Annotated in this window: 20 protein-coding genes and 1 pseudogene; 11 read left to right on the plus strand and 10 right to left on the minus strand. The window is 65.8% G+C overall.

The window, feature by feature from the left end:
- Positions 1-177: 177 nt before the first annotated feature.
- The 3 genes from ACNJYD_RS34760 (at position 178) to arfB (ending at position 3,470) form a co-directional block, all read left to right on the plus strand.
- Complete coding sequence (locus ACNJYD_RS34760) at positions 178-1,572, plus strand: M16 family metallopeptidase (protein ID WP_439364658.1); 1,395 nt, start codon at positions 178-180, stop codon at positions 1,570-1,572.
- Complete coding sequence (locus tag ACNJYD_RS34765; RefSeq protein WP_439364660.1) at positions 1,569-2,933, plus strand: M16 family metallopeptidase; 1,365 nt, start codon at positions 1,569-1,571, stop codon at positions 2,931-2,933. Before ACNJYD_RS34760 ends, ACNJYD_RS34765 begins: the two co-directional genes overlap by 4 nt.
- 120 nt (positions 2,934-3,053) lie before the next feature.
- Positions 3,054-3,470 carry an alternative ribosome rescue aminoacyl-tRNA hydrolase ArfB gene (arfB, locus tag ACNJYD_RS34770; RefSeq protein WP_172788784.1) on the plus strand — a complete coding sequence of 139 codons (417 nt, stop codon included), beginning with the start codon at positions 3,054-3,056 and terminating at the stop codon, positions 3,468-3,470.
- Between the two features lie 58 nt (positions 3,471-3,528).
- Here the strand turns inward: arfB and ACNJYD_RS34775 are convergent, their stop codons facing one another.
- Complete coding sequence (locus ACNJYD_RS34775; RefSeq protein WP_439364661.1) at positions 3,529-3,837, minus strand: hypothetical protein; 309 nt, start codon at positions 3,835-3,837, stop codon at positions 3,529-3,531.
- A gap of 317 nt (positions 3,838-4,154) precedes the next feature.
- Here ACNJYD_RS34775 and mutL point away from each other — a divergent pair, with 317 nt between their 5' ends.
- Positions 4,155-5,969, plus strand: a complete 1,815-nt coding sequence (gene mutL / locus ACNJYD_RS34780; RefSeq protein ID WP_439364662.1) for a DNA mismatch repair endonuclease MutL — start codon at positions 4,155-4,157, stop codon at positions 5,967-5,969.
- An 82-nt stretch (positions 5,970-6,051) separates the two neighbouring features.
- Here the strand turns inward: mutL and rsmD are convergent, their stop codons facing one another.
- Positions 6,052-6,609 carry a 16S rRNA (guanine(966)-N(2))-methyltransferase RsmD gene (gene rsmD / locus ACNJYD_RS34785; RefSeq protein WP_439364664.1) on the minus strand — a complete coding sequence of 186 codons (558 nt, stop codon included), beginning with the start codon at positions 6,607-6,609 and terminating at the stop codon, positions 6,052-6,054.
- A 1-nt stretch (position 6,610) separates the two neighbouring features.
- Positions 6,611-8,635, minus strand: a complete 2,025-nt coding sequence (locus ACNJYD_RS34790; RefSeq protein WP_439364665.1) for a pseudouridine synthase — start codon at positions 8,633-8,635, stop codon at positions 6,611-6,613.
- A gap of 117 nt (positions 8,636-8,752) precedes the next feature.
- Here ACNJYD_RS34790 and ACNJYD_RS34795 point away from each other — a divergent pair, with 117 nt between their 5' ends.
- Complete coding sequence (locus tag ACNJYD_RS34795; protein ID WP_439364667.1) at positions 8,753-9,211, plus strand: nucleoside deaminase; 459 nt, start codon at positions 8,753-8,755, stop codon at positions 9,209-9,211.
- 102 nt (positions 9,212-9,313) lie between these two features.
- Here the strand turns inward: ACNJYD_RS34795 and ACNJYD_RS34800 are convergent, their stop codons facing one another.
- Both ACNJYD_RS34800 and purD read right to left on the minus strand, forming a co-directional pair.
- On the minus strand, positions 9,314-10,216 hold the full coding sequence (locus ACNJYD_RS34800) for an alpha/beta fold hydrolase (protein ID WP_439364668.1): 903 nt from the start codon (positions 10,214-10,216) through the stop codon (positions 9,314-9,316).
- Between the two features lie 205 nt (positions 10,217-10,421).
- Positions 10,422-11,705: a phosphoribosylamine--glycine ligase gene (purD, locus tag ACNJYD_RS34805; RefSeq protein ID WP_439364669.1), complete on the minus strand. Its 1,284-nt coding sequence runs from the start codon at positions 11,703-11,705 to the stop codon at positions 10,422-10,424.
- A gap of 806 nt (positions 11,706-12,511) precedes the next feature.
- On the opposite strand from purD, the pseudogene ACNJYD_RS34810 reads away from it, so the two are divergent.
- Positions 12,512-12,697, plus strand: a pseudogene (locus ACNJYD_RS34810) (DUF2806 domain-containing protein); the annotation flags it as partial.
- 372 nt (positions 12,698-13,069) lie between these two features.
- Here the strand turns inward: ACNJYD_RS34810 and ACNJYD_RS34815 are convergent.
- The 3 genes from ACNJYD_RS34815 to ACNJYD_RS34825 form a co-directional block, all read right to left on the minus strand.
- The gene (locus ACNJYD_RS34815) at positions 13,070-13,372 is read right to left on the minus strand and encodes a winged helix-turn-helix domain-containing protein (RefSeq protein ID WP_439364671.1); all 303 of its coding nucleotides are present in this window, start codon (positions 13,370-13,372) and stop codon (positions 13,070-13,072) included.
- Between the two features lie 4 nt (positions 13,373-13,376).
- Positions 13,377-13,931 carry a hypothetical protein gene (locus ACNJYD_RS34820; RefSeq protein ID WP_439364673.1) on the minus strand — a complete coding sequence of 185 codons (555 nt, stop codon included), beginning with the start codon at positions 13,929-13,931 and terminating at the stop codon, positions 13,377-13,379.
- A gap of 345 nt (positions 13,932-14,276) precedes the next feature.
- The gene (locus tag ACNJYD_RS34825) at positions 14,277-15,287 is read right to left on the minus strand and encodes an alpha/beta hydrolase (protein WP_439364675.1); all 1,011 of its coding nucleotides are present in this window, start codon (positions 15,285-15,287) and stop codon (positions 14,277-14,279) included.
- Between the two features lie 136 nt (positions 15,288-15,423).
- Here ACNJYD_RS34825 and xseA point away from each other — a divergent pair, with 136 nt between their 5' ends.
- The gene (gene xseA, locus ACNJYD_RS34830) at positions 15,424-17,043 is read left to right on the plus strand and encodes an exodeoxyribonuclease VII large subunit (RefSeq protein ID WP_439364677.1); all 1,620 of its coding nucleotides are present in this window, start codon (positions 15,424-15,426) and stop codon (positions 17,041-17,043) included.
- 258 nt (positions 17,044-17,301) lie between these two features.
- On the opposite strand, the gene ACNJYD_RS34835 is transcribed toward xseA, so the two are convergent.
- Both ACNJYD_RS34835 and ACNJYD_RS34840 read right to left on the minus strand, forming a co-directional pair.
- Complete coding sequence (locus tag ACNJYD_RS34835; protein ID WP_260381009.1) at positions 17,302-17,445, minus strand: hypothetical protein; 144 nt, start codon at positions 17,443-17,445, stop codon at positions 17,302-17,304.
- 88 nt (positions 17,446-17,533) lie between these two features.
- Positions 17,534-18,328, minus strand: coding sequence for a dienelactone hydrolase family protein (locus ACNJYD_RS34840; RefSeq protein ID WP_439364679.1), 795 nt, complete (start codon positions 18,326-18,328; stop codon positions 17,534-17,536).
- A gap of 194 nt (positions 18,329-18,522) precedes the next feature.
- Between ACNJYD_RS34840 and ACNJYD_RS34845 the strand changes: the two genes are divergently transcribed.
- The 4 genes from ACNJYD_RS34845 (at position 18,523) to ACNJYD_RS34860 (ending at position 21,310) form a co-directional block, all read left to right on the plus strand.
- A complete protein-coding gene (locus tag ACNJYD_RS34845) occupies positions 18,523-18,747 on the plus strand; it encodes a DUF2093 domain-containing protein (protein WP_260381011.1) in 225 nt (74 codons plus the stop codon).
- A 438-nt stretch (positions 18,748-19,185) separates the two neighbouring features.
- Positions 19,186-20,421, plus strand: coding sequence for a TadE/TadG family type IV pilus assembly protein (locus ACNJYD_RS34850; RefSeq protein ID WP_439364680.1), 1,236 nt, complete (start codon positions 19,186-19,188; stop codon positions 20,419-20,421).
- A gap of 74 nt (positions 20,422-20,495) precedes the next feature.
- On the plus strand, positions 20,496-20,936 hold the full coding sequence (locus tag ACNJYD_RS34855; RefSeq protein WP_257187558.1) for a TadE/TadG family type IV pilus assembly protein: 441 nt from the start codon (positions 20,496-20,498) through the stop codon (positions 20,934-20,936).
- A complete protein-coding gene (locus ACNJYD_RS34860; protein ID WP_439364681.1) occupies positions 20,933-21,310 on the plus strand; it encodes a TadE/TadG family type IV pilus assembly protein in 378 nt (125 codons plus the stop codon). The genes ACNJYD_RS34855 and ACNJYD_RS34860 overlap by 4 nt, the downstream gene beginning before the upstream one ends.
- Positions 21,311-21,582 lie beyond the last annotated feature (272 nt).

Genomic DNA, 21,582 nt, shown 5'->3' on the forward strand with positions numbered 1-21,582 from the left:
CGCCCCGACATTTGGGCAGCCGCGCAATTGCTGCCGGCACTGCACGCAGCTTCAGCTGCTGGCTGCTCCCGAGTTGACTAGCGTTCTCTGCTTCGTGACGCGAAGCCTCCGCCGCACGGTGTAGCATGCCGTGCCTTCCGAGCCGGAGATCCGGGCTCGGCACCTCAACCAGGGATCATGATGTCCTCTTACAGATCGGCTGCCTGCCTCCTTGCCGCGCTGCTTTCGACGAGTGTCCTCTCGGCCGGCGCCGCCCTTGCCCAGACCACCGTGACATCGGCTCCGCCCGCCAGCTTCACGCTTCCCAACGGCATGCAGGTCGTGGTGATCCCGGATCACCGCACCCCCGTCGTCACCGAGATGATCTGGTACAAGGTCGGCTCGGCCGACGAGACGCCCGGCAAGTCCGGCCTCGCCCACTTCCTCGAGCACCTGATGTTCAAGGGCACCTCGAAGCATCCGGCCGGCGAATTCTCCCAGACCGTGCTGCGCGTCGGCGGCAACGAGAACGCTTCGACCTCGGTCGACTACACCAACTACTATCAGCGCGTGCCGAAAGAGCAGCTGCCGACCATGATGGAGTTCGAGGCCGACCGCATGACGGGCCTCATCCTCAAGGACGAGAACGTGCTGCCCGAGCGCGACGTCGTGCTCGAAGAGTACAACATGCGCGTCGCCAACAATCCGGATGCGCGATTGAACGAGCAGATCATGGCCGCGCTCTATCTCAACCATCCCTACGGGCGTCCGGTGATCGGCTGGCATCAGGAGATCGAGAAGCTCGATCGCGAGGATGCGCTCGCCTTCTATCGTCGGTTCTATGCGCCGAACAACGCGATCCTGGTGATCGCCGGCGACGTCGATGCCGCCGAAATCCGACCGCTGGTCGAGCGCAATTTCGGCTCGATTCCCGCCCAGCCCGCGATCCCGGCGCGGCGGGTGCGTCCGCAGGAGCCGGAGCCCGCCGCCCCGCGCACCGTCACGCTTGCCGACCCGCGCGTCGAGCAGCCGAACATGCGGCGCTATTATCTGGTGCCCTCGGCGACCACGGCCGCGGCCGGCGAGAGCGCTGCCCTCGACGTGCTGGCGCAGCTGATGGGCAGCGGCAGCAATTCCTATCTCTACCGCGCCCTCGTCGTCGACAAGCCGCTCGCGGTCTCCGCCAACGCCAGCTATTCGAGCATCTCGCTCGACCCGACCCAATTCGCGATCTCGGCTGCGCCGAAACCCGGCGTCAGCTTCGCCGAAGTTGAACAGGCGGTCGACGGCGTCATTGCCAACGTGGCGCAGAACCCGATCCGTGCGGAGGATCTCGAACGCGTCAAGACCCAGCTCATCGCCGAAGCGATCTACGCCCAGGACAACCAGACTGTGCTGGCGCGCTGGTACGGCGGCGCGCTGACCACGGGCCTGTCGATCGAGGACATCAGGAGCTGGCCCGATCGCATCCGCGCCGTCACCGCCGAGCAGGTCCGCGCCGTTGCGCAGAAATGGCTCGAGAAGAAGCGCTCGGTGACGGGCTACCTGATCAAGGACACTGCAACCGCCAAGCGCGAGGAGAAGCGCTCGTGACCTATTCCTTCCTTCGACGCGTTGCATTCTCCGTTACTGCCGGCGCGGTCCTCGCATTCTCTGCGGCCTCGCCGTCGCAGGCCGCCGCGAAGATCCAGCACCTGATCTCGCCGGGCGGCATCGAAGCCTGGTTCGTGCAGGACGCAACCGTGCCGCTGATCGCGATGGAATATTCCTTCGCCGGCGGCTCGGCGCAGGATCCCAAGGACAAGCCCGGTGTCGCCAACCTGGTCGGCGATCTCCTCGACGAAGGTTCCGGCGATCTCGATTCCAAGACGTTCCATGAACGGCTCGACCGCCGCGCCATCGAACTCTCCTTCAGCGCCACCCGCGACACCTTCCGCGGCAGCCTGCGCATGCTGCGCGACAACAAGGACGAAGCCTTCGACCTGCTCAGGATGGCGCTGACCTCGCCGCATTTCGACACGGCCGACGTCGAACGCATCCGCTCGCAGGTGATCTCGGGCCTGCGCCGCGAGACCACCAATCCGACCTCGCTGGCGAGCCGCAAATTCCTGGAGGTCGCGTTCGGCGATCACCCCTACAGCCGGCAGAGCAACGGCAATCTCGACAGCGTGCCGACCATCACGGTCGCCGACATGAGGGATTATGTCGGCCGTGTCCTCGCCAAGGATGGACTCAAAGTAGCGGTCGTCGGCGACGTCGATCCGGCCACGCTCGGAAAGCTGCTCGACCACACCTTCGGCAGCCTGCCGGCCAAGGCCAATCTGACGCCGGTCCCCGACGTCGAGGCCGCGAAGCCGCCGCAACGCGCCTTCGTGACGCTCGACGTGCCGCAGACCGTGATCACCTTCGGCGGCCCGGGCGTGAAGCGCAGTGACCCCAGCTTCATGGCGGCCTATGTCGTCAACCACATCCTCGGCGGCGGCGGACTGTCCTCCCGGCTCTATCGCGAGGTGCGCGAGAAGCGTGGGCTGGCCTATTCGGTGTACGAGTCGCTGCTCTGGATGCAGCACTCCGCGGTTTTTATCGGCAATACCGGCACCCGCGCCGATCGTGCCGGTGACACCATCGAGGCCATCGAACAGGAGGTGCGCCGCATCGCCCAGGAGGGCCCGACGCAGAAGGAGCTCGATGAGGCCAAGTCCTACCTCAAGGGCTCGCAGATGCTGGCGCTCGACACCTCGTCCAAGCTGGCGCAGGCGCTGCTGCAATATCAGCAGGACAAGCTGCCGATCGACTATATCGAGAAGCGCAACGCCATCGTCGACGCCGTGACGCTGGACGATGCCAAGGCGGCCGCCAGGCGGCTCTGGGGCCAGGGGCTGCTGACTGTCGTGGTCGGCCGGGCCCCCCAGGCCGCTGCGCAACCGGCGGCTGCGACACCGAAGTCGAACTGATCTCTTTTCTGGACGTTTTTCTGAATGGCCGGGCTCGCCCCGGCCATTTGCGTGTCGCGGCAGCGCCATTGCTGAAGGCAGATGTCCGCGGTATGTCCTGACATCACGAATGGTGCCAGCATGCTGCGGATATCCCGCGATCTCGTCATCGACGAGGACGACATCGAGATCGGCTTTGTCCGCGCCTCCGGCCCGGGCGGGCAGAACGTCAACAAGGTCGCGACCTCCGCGCAGCTGCGCTTCGACACCCGCAAGCTGACCTTGCCCGAGGACGCGGCGCTGCGCCTCGCCCGCATTGCCGGCCAGCGCATGACCAAGGACGGCGTGATCGTGATCCACGCCCAGCGCTTCCGCACCCAGGAGCGCAACCGTCAGGATGCTATCGACCGTCTCGTCGAGATCCTCAAGGAGGCCATGGTGCGACCGACGCCTCGCCGCGCGACGCGGCCGACCTTCGCCTCCAAGCAGCGCCGGCTCGAGGGCAAGAAACGCCGCAGCGATATCAAGGCGAAGCGCGGCCGCGGTTTCGACGACTAGGCAATGAAAAACCTCCGGCCGCGAAGCGACCGGAGGTTTGCCAATTCGCACGCTGGCGTCAGTAGCGCTTGCCGGTGGCAGCACCACCCGCCGCCGAATCGTCGGCCGTGCCCTTGCGCGTCGCGCTGCCGGTGGTTCCGACGGACCCCTTCGTGCCCTTGCTCGACTTCATGCCGACCTTCTCGCCGGCAGCGCCCTGCTGGGCACCGAGATCCTCATCCTCGCTGCCTGACGCACCGCCTTGCATGGGCTTGCTTTGTACGGTGCCGCCGGGCCTCGCCCCAGACGAGGTGCCTTGGGCGAGAACGGGCGTTGCAACGAGGGCCGCGAGAGCGCAAGCGATCGCAGAGGTCTTCACCAACTTCATCCATGTCTCCTGGAATGTCGCGATGAACCGTTCGGCTGCGTTCTGCACCGTTCGCCTGCACCGGACCGGTTCATCGCGAAAGAGAGTTCGAACGGCGCGGTGTGATGCAAGCTGCGCCGTGTGGTGATCGTTTAGGATTTTCGCGGCGCTTTCGCGGAATTGTGCTCCTCATATGCGGCGGCGCGGAACATGCCACGCATTCCCGACGGGCGGTGCGCGCCGAAAATGTCCCCATTTCGGGTGTGGGAAGCTCGACCTCCCCCATGCATTTGTTGCTGCGCGGCATTAGACTTGAGAATATTCGCCGAGTGAGCCTCATGCCCGTCCGCCAACTGCCAGAACAGGTCGTCAACCGCATCGCCGCCGGCGAGGTGGTGGAACGTCCGGCGAGCGTGGTCAAGGAGCTGGTCGAGAACGCCATCGATGCCGGCGCGAGCCGGATCGACGTCTTCACCGACGGCGGCGGGCGGCGGCGGATCGGCATCACCGACGACGGCAGCGGCATGACCGCGAAAGATCTTGGGCTCGCGGTCGAGCGTCACGCCACCTCCAAGCTCGACGACGAGGACCTGCTTCAGATCCGCACCCTCGGGTTTCGCGGCGAGGCCCTGCCCTCGATCGGCTCGGTGGCGCGCCTCTCCATCACCACGCGGCATGCCAGCGAGCCCCACGCCTGGGCGCTGTCGGTCGAGGGCGGCGAAAAGTCCGAGATCATGCCGGCGGCGCTGGCGCATGGCACGCGCGTCGAGGTTGGCGATCTCTTCTACGCGACGCCGGCGCGGCTCAAGTTCCTGAAGACCGACCGCACCGAGGCGGAAGCGATCCGCGAAGTGGTGCGGCGCCTCGCGATGGCGCGGCCCGACATCGCCTTCACGCTCGCCGGCGAGGAGCGCGCGCCGGTGACCTGGGCTGCGGCGCTGCCCGGCGCGGCCGGACGGTTGACCCGGCTCGGCGACATCCTCGGCGCCGAGTTCCGCAGCCACGCCATCGAGGTCCATGCCGAGCGCGAGGGCGTCGTGGTCGCCGGCTATGCTGCAGCTCCCGCGCTAACCAAGGCCAACGCGCTCGGGCAATATCTCTTCGTCAATGGCCGGCCGGTGCGCGACAAGCTCATTCTCGGCGCCGTGCGCGCGGCCTATTCCGACTATCTGCCGCGCGACCGCCATCCGGTGCTGGCGCTGTTCGTCACGCTCGATCCGCGCGAGGTCGATGCCAACGTGCATCCGGCCAAGACCGAGGTGCGCTTCCGCAATGCCGGCCTCGTCCGCGCGTTGATCGTGCACGGTTTGAAGGAGGCGCTGGCGCGCGAGGGCCGACGCACCGCCGCCAACAGCGGCGAAAGTGCGCTGTCCTCGTTCCGGCCCGCGTTCACGCCACAGCGTCCGGCGAGCTGGGATTGGCGGACCTCGCCATCCGCTCCCGTGGCGCCAATGCCGTCGTTCGATGGCGCTGCCGCACCGGCTTTCGCGGAGCGCGCGCAGGCCGCCTTCGATGTCGGCGCGCCCAGCGCGGACGTGCGGATCGAGACCCAGCCCGTCAGCGACCTCGTCGATCGCCCACTCGGCGCGGCACGCACCCAGATCCATGAGACCTATATCGTCTCGCAGACGCGCGACGGCCTGATCATCGTCGATCAGCACGCCGCGCATGAGCGCATCGTCTATGAGCGGCTGAAGGCCTCGCTCGCCGCGAACGGCGTGCAGCGGCAGATCCTGCTGATCCCCGAGATCGTCGAGATGGACGAGGCCACCGTTGAGCGCCTGCTGGAGCGCAGCGAGGAGCTGGCGTCGTTCGGCCTCGCCATCGAATCCTTCGGCCCCGGCGCGGTCGCGGTGCGCGAGACGCCGTCGCTGCTCGGCAAGACCAATGCCGGCGGCCTCTTGCGCGATCTTTCCGAGCACATGGCTGAATGGGACGAGGCACTGCCGCTCGAACGCCGCCTGATGCACGTCGCGGCGACCATGGCCTGCCACGGCTCGGTGCGCGCCGGCCGCCGCTTACGGCCGGAGGAGATGAACGCGCTGCTCCGCGAGATGGAGGAGACCCCGAACTCCGGCCAATGCAATCACGGCCGGCCGACCTATGTCGAGCTGAAGCTGAGCGACGTGGAGAAGCTGTTCGGGAGGCGGTGACGGTGCCGTAGGGTGGATTAGCCGAAGGCGTAATCCACCTCTTCTGCGTCCGCGGTGAGAGACAGTGGCGGATTACGCTTCGCTAGTCCGCCCTACGCAAAAACACAAACTCAGTGTCGTCATAAGCCCGCCGCTCCAGCTCCTCAAAACCTTCCGGCGTCGCGAACTGCGCGGCCTTGGCCTCTTCCACCACCAGCAGCGCGCCCGGCGTCAGCCAACCGCCGTCGCGCAAGGATGCGAGCGCCTTCTCGGCAAATCCCTTGCCATAGGGCGGATCGAGGAACGCCAGCGAGAACGGCTCGACGGGATGCGCGGGGCCGAGATCGGTCGCATCGCGGCGGTACACCTTGGTGACGCCGCCGAGGCCGAGGGCCTCGACATTGTTGCGGAGCAGCGCACGCGCCTCCGCACCATTGTCGACGAACAGCGTGAACTTGGCGCCGCGCGAGACCGCCTCGATGCCGAGCGCGCCGGTGCCGGCGAAGAGATCGAGCACGCGTGCATCCTGGATCGGATCGTCATAGGCGTGCACGAGGATGTTGAACACGGACTCGCGCAGGCGGTCCGCCGTCGGGCGGATGTCGCGCGAGGACGGTGAGGCGAGATTGCGCCCCTTCAACCTGCCGCCGACGACGCGCAAGCTAGTCCTCCCGCGGCGTCAGGTCGCGCTTGCCGTGATAGCCGCGTTTGGGACGCCGCGGCGGGCCGTAGCCGTTCGCCTCCATCTCGTTGCGCTCGCGGGCCTCCTCGCTGCCGGTGCGCTGCACCAGCACGCGGCGGCCCTTGCGGTCGTTGATGACGGCGCGCTTGCTGGTCGGCTTCTTCTCGCTCGGTGCGTCGTCGGCGCGCGAGGATGACTTCGAGGGCGCGTCGAACTGCGCACCCGACTTCTCGATCACCTTGTCGCCGAGCTGCTCGCGCAGCACGCGCGCGCGGATCTCCTCGACCTGGCCTTCCGGAATCTCGCCGAGCTGGAACGGGCCGTAGGAGACGCGGATCAGCCGGTTCACTTCGAGGCCGAGATGGGCGCAGACATTGCGCACCTCGCGGTTCTTGCCCTCGCGGATCGCGAACACCAGCCAGACATTGGCGCCCTGGTCGCGCTCCAGCGTGGCCTCGATCGGACCATACTTGACGCCCTCGACCTCGATGCCGTTCTTGAGCTCGTCGAGCTGCGCCTGGGTGACGTCGCCATGGGCGCGGACGCGGTAGCGGCGCAGCCAGCCGGTGTCCGGCAGCTCGAGCGTGCGCGCAAGCCCACCGTCGTTGGTGAGCAGCAAGAGGCCCTCGGTGTTGAAGTCGAGCCGGCCGATGCTGATCAGCCGCGGCAGGCCTTCGGGCAGATTGTCGAACACGGTCGGACGGCCCTCGGGGTCGTCATGCGTCGTCATCAGCCCACGCGGCTTGTGGTAGAGGAACAGGCGCGTGCGCTCGCGCTCCGGCAATGGCTTGCCGTCGACCATGACGACATCGTTCTTGGTGACGTCGAGCGCGGGCGAGTTGATCACGCGGCCATTCACGGTCACGCGGCCCTGCGTGACCATCTCCTCGGCGTCGCGGCGCGAGGCAAGCCCGGCGCGGGCCAGCACTTTGGCGATGCGCTCGCCGGCCTTCTTCGGCTTCGGCGCGTCGTCGCGGCGCGGCCGGCCTTCGAAATCACGATCGCGCTCGCGGTAGGCACCGCGGCCGCCGAAGGCCGGACGCTTCTCGAAAATTCTGCTGTCGTCCTCGTTGTCGCGGCGCGGACGATCGCGGAAGCGGCCCTCGCTGCGCGGATGCTCCTGCCAGTCCATGCGGCCTTCCGGCCGCTTCTCGCGCGAGCGGTTGAAACGCGGACGATCGTCACCGGTGCGCTCTTCCCGCGGACGCGAGAAACGCGGGCGATCATCGCCCTCGTCCCGGCGCCGGGAGAAACGCGGACGGTCCTCGCCACGGCCACCCTCATGGCGATCGTCGCGCTGACGCCAGGGCTTCTCCTCGCCGCGATCGCGGCCGCCGAAATCCTTGTTGAAGGACTTGCGCGGGCGATCACCGCGCGGTGCGCGATCACCGCGATCGAAATTCGGGCGGTCTCCGCGCGGCTTGAAGCTGCGTTCGCCACGATCCTCGCGCGGCCCGCGATCCCCACGGTCGCGTTCGCGATCCGGCCCACCCCGCGAAAATTTCCGTTCGCCGTCGAACTTGCGCTCTGGACGGTCGCCGCGCGGCGCGTAGGGCTTCTTGTCGCCGAACTTCCTATCGCTGGAGCGGCCGGCCGAGCGGGCATCGTCGCGATCCCTGCGCGGCGGACGGTCGTCACGACCATAGGACGGGCGATCACCGCGCGGCTTGAAGGGTCGCTTCTCGCCGTCACGCGAGGAGCGATCGGAGAACGGGCGATCGCCGCGCGGCTTGAAGCTGCGCTCGCCGCGCCCCTCACTGCCGCGGTCGTCGCGCTTGAAGCGGGGACGGTCACTGAAATCGCGGCGCGGCGCATCGCCCTCCTCGCGGCGGCGGAATGGACGGCTGTCACGGTCGCCACGGGGCGGGCGGCTGTCGCGCGCGCCTTTGCCCTCGAAGCCGCGCTTGGCGAATTTCTTCTCGGGCCCGCGCGGCTTGCCGCTACGGCCTTTGGCCGGGCCTCGCCGGCCGCGGGAATCGTTGTCTTTGTCGCTGTCGCGAGGCATGACTAATCTCACTTAAGGGGTGGCGCGAGCAGTGTGCGCGCTCGTTCCGAGCCGCATGCTCAGGCAAAATCGGTATCCACTCTTGCTGAAGGCGGAGCTAGTAGCAGGTTTCTGGCGATGATACGAGGCATGAAAGCCCCTTCTTTCATGGATTTGGCGCTTCTGGCGGCCGAAAATGCCGGAAAATCGGGCGAAGTTCCGATCGCCTGCGTGGTGGTCCGCGACCACGAGGTGATCGCCACCGGCGCCAACCGGACGCTGACCGACCATGATCCGACCGCCCATGCCGAGATCGTCGCGCTGCGCGCCGCCGCCGCGAAGATCGGCAGCGAGCGGCTCGTCGATTGCGACCTCTACGTGACGCTGGAGCCCTGCACCATGTGTGCGGGCGCGATCTCGTTTGCAAGGGTGAGGCGGCTCTATTACGGCGCGGCCGACCCCAAGGGCGGCGCGGTGGACTCGGGCGTGCGGTTCTTCGCCTCGCCGACCTGCCACCACGCGCCGGACGTCTATTCCGGCGTCGGCGAGAGCGAGGCGGCGCGGCTGCTCAAGGAATTTTTTCGGGAGCGGCGGTAGGCCCTTCCCCGTCATTGCGAGGAGCGAAGCGACGAAGCAATCCAGAGTCTTTCCGCGGAGACAGTCTGGATTGCTTCGCTGCGCTCGCAATGACGAGGTGGATCAAGCCGAGAAGAAGTCCAGCAACGCCTTCGCAGTCACATCCGGATTCTCCTCCGTCAGGAAGTGCCCCGAATCCACCGGCATGCCGTCGACGTTGGTGGCCCATTGCTTCCACGTGTCGAGCGGCGTCGCGGCGGCCTGGGCGATGCCGGCGTTGCCCCACAGGATAAGCATCGGCACCGTGATCTTCTTGCCGGCCTCGAAATCGGCCTTGTCGAGGTCGTAGTCGAAATAGGCGCCGGCGCGGTAGTCCTCGCACATCGCGTGGATGCGGGCGGGATCGCGGAACGGGGCGAGGTAGTGTTCGAGCGCGCGCTCGTCGATCGCGTCCAGCGTCTTCGACTTGGTCTGGCTCGCCATCTTGAAGCGCAGGAAGAACTCGCCTTGGCCTGCGATCAGCGTCTCCGGCAGCGGATAGGGCTGCGCCAGGAAGGCCCAGTGATAGATCTTCAGGGCGTAGGCGCGGTTCATCCGCTCCCAGTAATCATAGGTCGGCAGGATATCGAGCACGGCGAGCTTCGACAGCCGGCCGGGATGGTCGAGCGCGAGGCGATAGGAGACGCGGCCGCCGCGGTCGTGGCCGGCGAGCGCGAAATGCACGTGGCCGAGCCGCTCCATGACCTCGACCATGGCCTTGGCCATGGCGCGCTTAGAGTAGGGGATGTGCAGCGCATCGCTCGCGGGCATGTCGGACCAGCCGTAGCCCGGCAGGTCGGCGATGATCAGCGTGAAGTGCTCGGCCAACTCAGGCGCCACCTGGTGCCACATCACGTGGGTCTCGGAGAAGCCGTGCAGGAGCAGCAGCGGCGGGCCCTTGCCGCCGACGCGGGCGAAGATGCGGCCGAACGAGGTATCGATCCATTCGGCGGCAAAGTCCGGATAGAGGTCGGCGAGATCGGACATCTTGTTGCATCCTTATGGGTCAGTCCCGGGGGCCGGCCCGACAACAAACGTCGAAAACAACCCCATGCACAGTACCGGTATTATGGTCGGGGCAACTAACCCCAACTGCTGATTGCACATTCTGGATTGTAGATGTGGCGGCGCGGTGACGCAAAACGTCGAGATTTGCGCATCGGCGCGTTGGCGCGCCGTCCGGAATAGCGCGCTAATTTTTCGCCTTCTCCGCCTCCACCGCCTGCCAGCCGATGTCGCGGCGGCAGAAGCCGTCCGGCCAGTCGATGCGGTCGACGGCCTGATAGGCGCGCGCCTGCGCCTCCGTCACGGTCGCCCCCAGCGCGCAGACATTGAGCACGCGGCCGCCATTGGCGAGGATCGCGCCGTCCTTCTCAACCGTGCCGGCGTGGAAGATCTCGACAGTGTCGACCTCCGAGGCCTCCTCGAGCCCGCCAATGCGCGTGCCCTTCTGGTAGTCGCCGGGATAGCCCTTCGCCGCCATCACCACGGTGATGGCGGATTCCGGATACCAGCGCAGGTCGAAATTCTTGAGCTGCCCGTCGCAGGCGGCGAGCAGCGCCGGCACGATGTCGCTCATCATGCGCAGCATCAGCACCTGGCACTCGGGATCGCCGAAGCGGACGTTGAACTCGAACAGCTTTGGTCCCTGCGTCGTCAGCATGATGCCGGCATAGAGCACGCCGCGGAACGGCGTGCCGCGCTGCTTCATGCCTGCTACCGTCGGCAGGATGATTTTGGCCATGATCGCGTCGTGAACCTGAGGCGTCACCAGCGGCGTCGGCGAATAGGCGCCCATGCCGCCGGTGTTCGGGCCGACGTCGTGGTCGAACACGCGCTTGTGGTCCTGGGCGGAGGCGAGCGGAATCGCCGTCTCGCCGTCGCACAGCGCAAAGAAGCTGATCTCGCGGCCCGGCAAAAACTCCTCGATCACGACTTCAGTGCCGGCCTCGCCGAAGGCGCCCTCGAACATCATGGCGATGGCGTCCTCGGCCTCGCGCACGGTCTTGGCGACGACGACGCCCTTGCCGGCGGCAAGGCCATCGGCCTTGACCACGATCGGCGCGCCCTGGCTCTGCACATAGGCGCGCGCGTCGTCGGCATTGGTGAAGCGCTGGTAGGCGCCGGTCGGAATGCCGAATTCGGTGCACAGTGCCTTGGTAAAGCCCTTGGAGCTTTCGAGCTGGGCCGCCGCCTTGCTCGGGCCGAACGCCTTGATGCCGGCTTTGGTGAGATCATCGACGATGCCGGCCGCGAGCGGCGTCTCCGGCCCGACCACCACGAGCGCGACCGCGTTCTGCTTGCAGAAGTCGATCACGGCGGCATGGTCGGCGACATCGAGGCCTACGCATTCCGCCTCCTTCCCGATGCCGGCATTGCCGGGCGCGCACCAGAATTTGGTCACCAGGGGAGAGGCCGCGATCTTCCACGCCAGGGCATGTTCGCGGCCGCCGGAACCGAGCAGGAGAATGTGCATCGAAGGCTCAGGAATGAGGGGTTTTGCTGGGGGCGGAGGTCGCACGAATCGGGGTGGGGCTCAAGGGGGATGGGGCCGAACTGCCCGTCATTCCCAGGGGTCTACTTCGATCTCGTAGCCTACTACGGGCGTCCACTCCTTCGGCCACGAATTTGCTCCCGCCACCGTGGGACGGCCGACTTACATGCCCCAATTGCAACGCCTGGCAGGCCGCCCCGCACCTTCAAAATCCGAGGATTCCGGTTTGCTGATGTGCGCACAGGCTGCTTTATCCCCACGAACCGTCTGACGCGTGTGGACGGATGCTCGCCAACCAGAACTAGAAGCGGTTAGGATCGTACGTTGCCGCGTCACCTGCGATGCTGCACACGCACATGCCTTGGGGGACGAATTGATGGGCAACACAAGGGAGGCCAGGGATGGACGAACCCAATATTCCAGCCGTAGACAACCCGGGGTTCCTTGAATGGCTCGCCGGTAAGCTCGGGGTCCCTTTCGCACTGCCTAAGCTCGCTTTGCCTCAAACGATAAAGAACGGCGACAAGGCTTTCGGGCGGCTGCTGGCGGCGGGGTTGGACAACGCGTCTGGCAGAATTGAAAGGAACACCGCAATCAGAGAAGTGAAGACAGAAGCCGATCTGACAATCATAAGGTCAGCCGCCGCCAAATTTGCAGCACAGTTAAAGACGGACCCCGCCTTGGCGGAGAGGGCTTTGGACTACACGTTCAAGGATAGCATCCTGAAGCAGTCGAGTCGCGAGCGGGTGGGGAGACTAGCACTGGAGCATCTGAACGCGCAGGCTACGATGGGAGCATCAAGCACGAAGACAGCCGGACCGGACGCGTCAGCGGAAATCGATGACGACTGGCTGAACGCCTTCAGCGAGCACGTAGGAGGGAAATCGAACGCGGACATCCAAGCCTTGTGGGCGAAAATCCTCGCGAATGAGATACGTAAGCCTCGTTCATTTAGCTTGCAGTCATTGCGGCTCCTCGCGGACCTAAGCGCCAATGATGCGAGGCTCATTCACGATAAAATCTTGCCACTCGTGGTCTCCGGCCAGATGATCTTCTCGCAAGGCATTCCTGATCTGACAGATTTTATAACTGCCGAAGAGCTTGGAGTGCTGAGCGGAGCTTCATCGCCGGGATTGCACTGGAACGTAACAATCGAGCCGGGGAAGGTCATTCTACCGGTCGGGGGAAAGTCAGTTGTCGCAGAGGCTGAGACAAAAACTAGGATAAGCATCCCCTCCATTCCGCTCACGCGTTTTGGAGGCGAATTGCGCGAATTGTCGAATGACTACCCCGATCCATCTCCGGAATACCTTGAGCGCATAGTCAAGTTCTTCGGAAGCCATGGGTTACCCCTGCCTCCCCGCAATGATCTCCTGCAACGTCGCCACATGGCGCGCGAACGCACCGCGCCCTGCAGCCGTAGCCGTCACCGTCGTCTGCGGCTTCTTCCCCACGAACGCCTTCTCCACCGACACATAACCCGCCTTCGCCAGCGTCTCGATATGCGCGCCGAGATTGCCGTCGGTGGCGCCGGTGAGCTTCTTCAGGCGGGAGAATTCCAAGCCAGCGGCCGTGGCCGGCAGCGCGTTCAGCGCCGCCATGATCTTCAGCCGCAGCGGCTGGTGGATGATGTCGTCGAGCTCGGCCATCCCGCTAGATCCGCCGCATCCAGAGGCCGCCGAGGATCAGGCCGCCGCCGTTGACGAAGGCCATCCAGAGCGGGAAGGCTTCGCCGATATAGAAGAAGCCGATCAACGTCAGCGCGGCAATGCCGAGGCCGATCGCCACGAAGGCGGAGCCGAACCAGAGGCCCGCCAGCGTATAGAACAGCATGAAATAGAGCGGCCAGAACGTCCCCAGCTGGCGCGGGCCGAAATGGCCGATCACATCGGTGCAGAGATAGCCGAAGGCGAAGAACAGCACGAGCACCAGGAGCATCCTGATGCTGGCCGCGGTGCTGTTGGTGTGTTGCGGCGGATTCAGCAAGCGGAGCAAGACCAGCCCGCCGACGCCGAGGACGTCCGTGGAGACCCAGGCGTAGACCGCGTAGATCGGCCAAAGCCAGGTTACGAGATTGGCCGCGAACACCAGCACGCCCCACCATATCGCGGCGAGGCTCGCGAGCTCATAGAGCTGCGATTGCTTCACGCGCTGGACGATGTCGTCGATGTCGGCCAGCGCTGCGGATGCCTCCTTGCTATCGATCATGTCGTTCTCTTTATGCCCGTTATCGCAAATGACTCGCGGTGGGATCTGAGCAAGCGCCTCGTCCTTCGAGACGACCGCTCCGCGGTCTCCTCAGGATGAGGCTCATTGGGAGCTTTGCCTTTGGATGAGGCTCAGTGGCAGCCATGCCCGTTGAGGGGGCTGCCGCAAACTCCGCCCTCATCCTGAGGGCCCACCGCAGGCGGGCGTCTCGAAGGATGGCCCCGCGCGCGGTGACGCCGGAGCAAGCGCCTCGTCCTTCGAGACGACCGCTTTGCAGCGGTCTCCTCAGGATGAGGCTCCGTGACAGCACCGCTCCCTGCGATTGCCTTGCCGCCACGAGGCGCATCATGATTGCCCGCTCCCGCGCGTCGCCACGTCCTCGGCGATCGCATTGACCGCCTTCGGGTTCGTGACCATGCCCATGTGGTTGACGCCGTCGATGATCCTGACGTCGACCGACGGCTTCACTGCGTGCACGGCTTCCGCGTATTTGTCCGAGATCATCATCTCGTCCTCGGCGCCACTGATGATCGTGATCGGACGCGTCGTCGCCGGAAGATCGATGCGATAGCCGTGCGTGGCAAAGTTGCGCATCAGCCGATCGGAATAGGTGGAGGTGAGGTACTTCGCCGAGCTCACCGGCACCGCGAAGGCGAGCACCGGAAGCTGGGAACAGCAGTCGATCCCAAGCTTGCGCAGCGCCGCAAGGCCCAGGAAGCGTGGAATGTCGGCACTGACCCAACCACCGTTGCTCGGCCGGTTGGTCGGCGCGTCATAGCCGAGATAGGGCGCGAGCAGCACGGTGCGCACGAACATGTCCTGCATGATCGGTGTCGCGGCGACCCGCAGCGAAAAACCGGCGCCGGCGGAATGGCCGATCAGGGTGAGCGGCAGGTCGGGCGCACTTTTTCGGACATGCGCGACGAAATCGACGAGATCGTCCTCGAGCTGGCCGACATAGCCGATATCGCCGCGCGTGCCGGAGCCGCCATGGCCACGGATGTCGAGCGCCCAGGTCTCGACCCCGCGCGCGGCGATCGCATGCGTCAGCGCGTGGTTGACGGCGCCGCTGGAGCCGGAGGAGCCGTGGATGAACACCGCCCCGCCGCCGGTCGAAGCGCCGCTCGGCGAATAATGGCGATAGCCGATCCAGGTCCCGTCACGGGCCTGAAAGCGCTCGAGCGGGGGCAGCGTGGACCAGTCGATCCCCTTGGTGGACTCGGAGACCGAACGCATCTCGCTTGGCCGCTGCAGCGGCGTCGCGATCAGGGCGGTCAGAAGCAGCGCCACGGCGCCGACCGCGCAAAGACCCCATTTCAGCAAGCTCAGCGCACCACGCAGCAATTGCATCGCCATGGATCACCCCCGGTCTAGTCCAACTTCAGAGAACTCTATAATACAGAGTACTCTTCCGATCAACCCTCGGATTGGCGCTGGCCTGCGAAAATCCTTAACGTCGGGCCTGACCCCAAAATGCCGAATCGTTTTTGAGATGCCGCCTGCGGAACAACTGCTCAACGCGCCCGAATTCACCGTCTCCGAACTGTCGCTGTCCCTGAAGCGGACGGTCGAGGACGCCTTCGGCCATGTCCGCGTCCGCGGCGAGATCTCCGGCTTCCGCGGGGCCCATTCCTCCGGCCATTGCTATTTCGCGCTCAAGGACGAGAGCGCCAAGATCGAGGCGGTGATCTGGAAGGGCGTGCATAGCCGCATGCGCTTCAAGCCCCAGGAGGGGCTCGAGGTGATCGCCACCGGCAAGCTGACGACCTATCCAGGCTCCTCGAAATACCAGATCGTGATCGAGGCGCTGGAGCCGGCCGGCATCGGCGCGCTGATGGCGCTGATGGAGGAGCGCAAGAAGAAGCTCGCCGCCGAGGGCCTGTTCGACGAGGCGCGCAAGCAGCTGTTGCCCTGGCTGCCGGAGGTGATCGGCGTCGTGACCTCGCCGACCGGCGCCGTGATCCGCGACATCCTGCATCGGCTGGAGGACCGCTTCCCCCGCCGCGTGCTGGTGTGGCCGGTCAAGGTGCAGGGCGACGGCTCGGCCGAGCAGGTCGCGGCCGCGATCCGCGGCTTCAACGGGCTCCCCGAGGGCGGCAGGATTCCACGCCCCGACGTCTTGATCGTCGCGCGCGGCGGCGGCTCGCTGGAGGACCTCTGGTCGTTCAACGAGGAGATCGTGGTGCGGGCAGCCGCCGAGAGCATGATCCCGCTGATCTCGGCGGTGGGGCACGAGACCGACATCACGCTGATCGACTTCGTCGCCGACAAGCGCGCGCCGACGCCGACGGCGGCGGCCGAGATGGCGGTGCCCGTGCGCAGCGACTTGTTCGTCGAGGTGGGCGATCTCGGGCGCCGCACCCGCGCCTATTGGCAACGCGCCCGGGAGAGCCGCCGCAGCGAGCTGCGCGCCGCAGCGCGCGCGCTGCCGGCGGCCGGCGATCTGCTCGCGATCCCGCGGCAGCGGCTGGATTCGGCGGGCAGCTCCCTGCCCCGCTGCCTCAAGGCCAATACGCATGCGCATTTCCGCAGGTTTACTGCGGCAAGTTCAAAGCTGACCCTGCGGGTGCTGCACGGCCAGATCTCGCAGGCCGATCATCGCCTGACCGTTTGCGGCGAGCGGCTGGGCCTGTCCGCGCGCTCGCTGCTGCGGCGGCGGCGCGACCGCTTTGCCGGGCTGGAGGTGCGCCTGCGCGCCTCGAAGCTTGTGAATGCGCAGGCGCAGCGCAACGCGATTCTCCGCCAGCGCGAGCGCACGCATCGTCTGGCGGAACGGGCAGAGCGCGCGCTGGCGACGCTGCTGCACCGGTTGGAGGCGCGGGTCGAGAACAGCGGCAAGCTGCTCTCCGCGCTGTCCTATCGCAGCGTGCTCGCGCGCGGCTTTGCCCTGGTGCGCGACGAGGCCGGGCATCCCCTGCATGCAGCGGATGCGATCGGCCCCGGCGCGCGGCTCGAGATCGAGTTCGCGGACGGCCGTGTCGGCGCGACCGCGGATGCGGATCGTGTGGCGCCCGCGGCCAAGCCCGCACCGGGGCAGCCGAAGCCGGCTACGGAGACGAAGCCGGCACTGAGGCGCGTGGCCAAGCCGGTGGATCAGGGCAGCTTGTTCTGAGGAGGGAGGACGGTGCTCCGCCCTCGCTGTCATTCCCCGCGCAGGCGGGGAATCCAGTACGCCGCGGCTTCTCGATGACCCACAGCCGCCCCGGCGTACTGGATCGCCCGGTCAAGCCGGGCGATGACAGCGCGTGTGTGGAACGCGCCTAGCCACAAACTCGTCATTGCGAGCGCAGCGAAGCAATCCAGAGTCTTTCCGCGGAGGGATTCTGGATTGCTTCGCTGCGCTCGCAATGACGGTGTGGAGACAGTTCGCCTACCGACACGACAATCCAGCGTCGATCGTCGTCCAGAAACCGCAATGTTCCGGCTGCGGGGCGCCGGCTTGGGCTTCGAACAACAGGATCGCGACGGTGAAGACGATCAGGGCGGACGCGAAGAGTGTGATGCGGTTGCGCATGTGAGATGCGTTGAATCGACATCGTGGTCGAATGATGGCCCCGCCTTCGCTCTACCGAGCTACGGCGCGGCAGGCCCGCTCATCCGCCTCACCGCGCCAGCCATTGCGCGACGTCCTTCTGCGAGGCGGCGCGGGCCTCGGCATCCTCGTGCTCGGGCGCGGCAGCTGCGTGCAGCGGTGGGGTGGCGCGGTCGAAATCGTGATCGGCGCCGGGATAGACCACGATGCGCGCCAGTGCGCTGCGGCCGCGCGCGCCGTCCACCATCTGGCGACAGGCCGGCGGCGACGACACCTCGTCATCGGCGCCGATCAAGACCAGCGTCGGCACCCGCGTGCTCCAGCCGAGGCCCGCCGAGATCCGGCAATCCGGATAGAACGCGATCGCGGCACGGAAGTCCGGACCGGGATCGCGTCCCGCGCTCTGCGGACGCACGGCCCAGAGCAGCGCGCTCGCACCATTGGCCCAGCCGATCAGGCTGACGCGGTCCTGCGCCACGAAAGGCTGCTGCATCAGCCAGGCGCGCGAGGCCGCGATATCGGCGACGCGTTCACGCCGCGCCTTGACGTGCATCTCCTTGACGCGGCATTGCGGGCCGAGCTCGCGCGAGCCGTAGCTGTCGGGCAGCAGCACGGCATGACCGGCCTTGAGCAGGCGCTCGGCCCAATCGCGATAGCGCGGCAGCACGGGATCGGAATGGCTACCGAGCCCGCCGCAGCCGTGCAGCGCGATCACGGCGGGAAACGGCCCCGCGCCCTCGGGCTTGTAGAGCTGCGCATGGAGCACCCCGGAGGCGAGCGGAATTTCGACCGGCTGCGGCGCCGGGGCGGCGTGCGCAACCGACATCATCAGCGTCAGGAACACAGCGGTGAGGCGCAGGCGCATCGGACTCTGCCGCAGGAGATGCTGGAACCAGTGGCCCTTCGACTGAAGCCCTATCACGCGAAAACGGCGGCAAATCATCACAAACCGGTGGGTTTAACGGGCGGACAAGCCATCCCATCTATGCTACATCCCGTCCAACACATCGTGCCTTCCACGGGTTTCCATGGAGAGGCCTTCCGCGGAGACTTTCGACCGTGCTGAACAAGTTCGGCCCCTCGGGCCATGGCGAAGCGCAGGTGCAATATCTCGACGGCGATTTCCGCGTGATCTCGCCGGGCACCTTCGTGCGCTGCGCGATCACCGACGCCCGAATCCCGCTCGACGAGCTGAAGTACTGGAGCGTGGATCTGCAGGAAGCCTATTCCACGCCCGCCGCGGTGCTGCAGCGGCATTTTCCCGGCGCGCTGAAGCAGCCGTGATCCCTCGGCTCTCATGACCCTTGTAGGGTGGGCAAAGCGAAGCGTGCCCACCTTGGGCGTCGCGATTGCGAAGAGATGGTGGGCACGGCGCTTTGCGCCTTTGCCCACCCTACGAGACTTCGCCTTGCCCACCGCACGGCATCGCACTGTCACTGCTCCGTGGCGGGCAAAACCGGCAGGCCTATGAGGCTGGGGTTAAGAATTGCAGACCGCAATTTCATCTGGCTCTCCTGGACGCGGCTTTATCGATAAGATTTCGGCCATGAATGCCGGCTGAATGTTCGCCGATGTTTAAAATTGTCCGGCTTCCATTGGGGCGCATTTAAGCCGCCCCGCACCACATTGCCTCGGGATAAAATGGCAATCGGGCAGGAACGCATGGGCCTCCGGAGAACTTTCAGCCGTTCGTTCGGTGCACCTTCGAGCTCAAAGCATCATGTGCTCGAACGGTTCATCCGCGACGAGCAGGGCAGCTACGTGCTCATTTCTGCGGTGCTCATGCCGGTCCTGGTCGGCACCGCCGGCCTCGGAACGGAAGTGGGCTGGTGGTACTACAAGCACAAGAACATGCAGAGCGTTGCAGATTCCGGCGCGGTCAGCGCTGCGACGGCTGCCAGTGCAGGCGGCGACCCCTCGTCCGAAGCCAAAGCGGTTGCGGCAAATTACGGTTACACCGACGGGGCGAACGACGTCACGGTCACGGTGAACCAGCCGCCAAAAACAGGCAGTCAAGCGTCGAACGCGCAGGCCATCGAAGTCATCGTCAGCCAACCGCAGCGCCGGCTGCTGTCGGCCTTGTTCGGCTCGGACCGCGTGCCAATCACCGCGCGCTCGGTCGCGCTGCCCAATTCCGGGACCGGCTGCGTGCTTGCGCTCAACGCGAGCGCAAGCCCCGCCGTCAACGTCAGCGGCGGCAACCAGCTCAACCTGATCAAGTGCAATCTCTACAGCAATTCGAGCGCAAGCCCCTCGCTCAATGTCGCCGGCAGCGCCTCGGTCGCGGCAAACCAGGTCGGCGTGGTCGGTGACGTCTCCGGCGCAAGCAGCATCACGGCGGCCAACGGGGTCAAGACGCACATCACGCCTGTCGCCGATCCCTACGCCGACGTCTCTCCGCCGGCGCGGCCGAGCTGCAGCAATGCCAAGATCACGGTCAACGCCAACGGAAAGACGAACTCGCTCGACCCCGGCTGCTACATGGGCAGCATTACGGTCAATGCCGGCGCAGTGCTGAACCTCAATCCCGGCATCTACTATCTGGACGGGGCCAGCTTGAGCGTCGCCGGAAATGCCACCATCACCGGCAGCGGCGTCACCCTGGTGTTCACCGGCTCCGGAAGCGACTGGGGCACCGCCTCGATCGGCAGCAACGCGACCGTCGACCTGACCGGGCCGACCAGCGGCCCCACGAAGGGCATCGTCATGTACGGCGACCGCAACATGCCGGCCGGGACCAATTTCAATCTGACGGGCGGCAGCACGCAGAATTTCGGCGGCGCCATCTACCTGCCGAAGGCCAATCTCAGCTTCAGCGGCGGCAACGGCACCAGCACATCCTGCACCAAGATCATCGCGGATACGCTGACGTTCAGCGGCACGTCGAACCTGCAGGTCAATTGCACCGCGCTCGGCACCGCGACGATCGGATCGCAAACCGCGCAGCTCGTCGAATGAGGTTTGGAGCGATGCAAATCCAGAATTTCTCATCCATGTTCGGCCGTCGATGGCTTGGTTCTCTGGCGCGGCACGTGCGCAATGCTGCCGGCGATCAACGGGGCGTCGCGGCAGCCGAATTCGCCATCCTGATTCCCCTGCTGTCTCTGATGGTCGTCTCGGTCACGGACATCGGGCTTGCCCTCTATCGCAAGATGCAGCTCGAAAATGCCGCGCAAGCGGGAGCCCAGTACGCGATCGCGCGCGGCTTCGACACGAACGGCATCGCGAACGCGGTCGCAAGCGCCACCAGTGCGACCAACATCACCGCTTCACCTCCGCCGGTCCAATTCTGCGGATGTCCAACGAGTGCGGGAGTCAGCGCCACCAGCTGCGGAACGGTCTGCACCGGCGGTGCGCCGGCCGGAACATACACGACGGTCTCGGCGCGGGCGACGTATTATACGATCATCGATTATCAGATCGTCGCGGCCACCTACACCTACACCGCGCAGTCCACCACGAGGCTGCAGTGAAGCTCACCGCACTAATGCGAGATACGCGCGGCGCCTCGGCGCTGGAATTTGCGCTGACCGCTCCCGTGTTCTTCCTGTTCATATTCGGGATCGTCGAATGCGGATTGCTGTTCTGGACTCAGCTGGGAATCCAGCATGGCAGCGAAATGGCGGCGCGTTGCGCGACCGTCAACACCACGCTCTGCCCGAGCAGCAGCGCGATCACGACCTACGCTGCCCAGCAGGCCTTCGGCCTCACGCTCCCTCCGGGGACATTCACCTTTGCCACGGCCGCGTGCGGCAACCAGGTCAGCGCGACCTATTCATTCGAGTTTCCGCAGATCATCAACCTGTCCCCGGTGACGCTGACCGCGCGTGCATGTTTTCCGAGTTGAGGTCACCGGCAGGCGGCTTTGCCGCGCGAAGGAAAAGGGCGATGTGCCCGCGCCGCATTGCCGACAACTCGGCAAGATGGTCTCTGCCGTGCGGGTCGATTGCGTTCTACATTCGTTGCAGCCGTTGGTGAGTCGTTTCGCGTTGTGGTTGGATTTTTTGTTGCGGTTCGGCGCCTTAGAGTTGTTTGATGAAGTTCTGCTGAAACAAAGCACTGCTATAGTGCATGTTAGGTAATTGGCCCTGTTCTTTTATCGCACGGACGATCAGGTCA

Origin of the sequence: Bradyrhizobium sp. SPXBL-02, from assembly GCF_051853065.1 — a bacterium.
Taxonomy (GTDB): Bacteria; Pseudomonadota; Alphaproteobacteria; order Rhizobiales; family Xanthobacteraceae; genus Bradyrhizobium.

Excerpts from the sequence above, each read along its gene's own strand:
- ACNJYD_RS34760 (WP_439364658.1), top strand. The coding sequence starts at position 178 with ATGATGTCCTCTTACAGATCGGCTGCCTGCCTCCTTGCCGCGCTGCTT.
- arfB (WP_172788784.1), top strand. The coding sequence starts at position 3,054 with ATGCTGCGGATATCCCGCGATCTCGTCATCGACGAGGACGACATCGAG.
- ACNJYD_RS34775 (WP_439364661.1), bottom strand. The coding sequence starts at position 3,837 with ATGAAGTTGGTGAAGACCTCTGCGATCGCTTGCGCTCTCGCGGCCCTC.
- mutL (WP_439364662.1), top strand. The coding sequence starts at position 4,155 with ATGCCCGTCCGCCAACTGCCAGAACAGGTCGTCAACCGCATCGCCGCC.
- ACNJYD_RS34790 (WP_439364665.1), bottom strand. The coding sequence starts at position 8,635 with ATGCCTCGCGACAGCGACAAAGACAACGATTCCCGCGGCCGGCGAGGC.
- ACNJYD_RS34795 (WP_439364667.1), top strand. The coding sequence starts at position 8,753 with ATGATACGAGGCATGAAAGCCCCTTCTTTCATGGATTTGGCGCTTCTG.
- ACNJYD_RS34800 (WP_439364668.1), bottom strand. The coding sequence starts at position 10,216 with ATGTCCGATCTCGCCGACCTCTATCCGGACTTTGCCGCCGAATGGATC.
- purD (WP_439364669.1), bottom strand. The coding sequence starts at position 11,705 with ATGCACATTCTCCTGCTCGGTTCCGGCGGCCGCGAACATGCCCTGGCG.
- ACNJYD_RS34815 (WP_439364671.1), bottom strand. The coding sequence starts at position 13,372 with ATGGCCGAGCTCGACGACATCATCCACCAGCCGCTGCGGCTGAAGATC.
- ACNJYD_RS34820 (WP_439364673.1), bottom strand. The coding sequence starts at position 13,931 with ATGATCGATAGCAAGGAGGCATCCGCAGCGCTGGCCGACATCGACGAC.
- ACNJYD_RS34825 (WP_439364675.1), bottom strand. The coding sequence starts at position 15,287 with ATGGCGATGCAATTGCTGCGTGGTGCGCTGAGCTTGCTGAAATGGGGT.
- xseA (WP_439364677.1), top strand. The coding sequence starts at position 15,424 with ATGCCGCCTGCGGAACAACTGCTCAACGCGCCCGAATTCACCGTCTCC.
- ACNJYD_RS34835 (WP_260381009.1), bottom strand. The coding sequence starts at position 17,445 with ATGCGCAACCGCATCACACTCTTCGCGTCCGCCCTGATCGTCTTCACC.
- ACNJYD_RS34840 (WP_439364679.1), bottom strand. The coding sequence starts at position 18,328 with ATGCGCCTGCGCCTCACCGCTGTGTTCCTGACGCTGATGATGTCGGTT.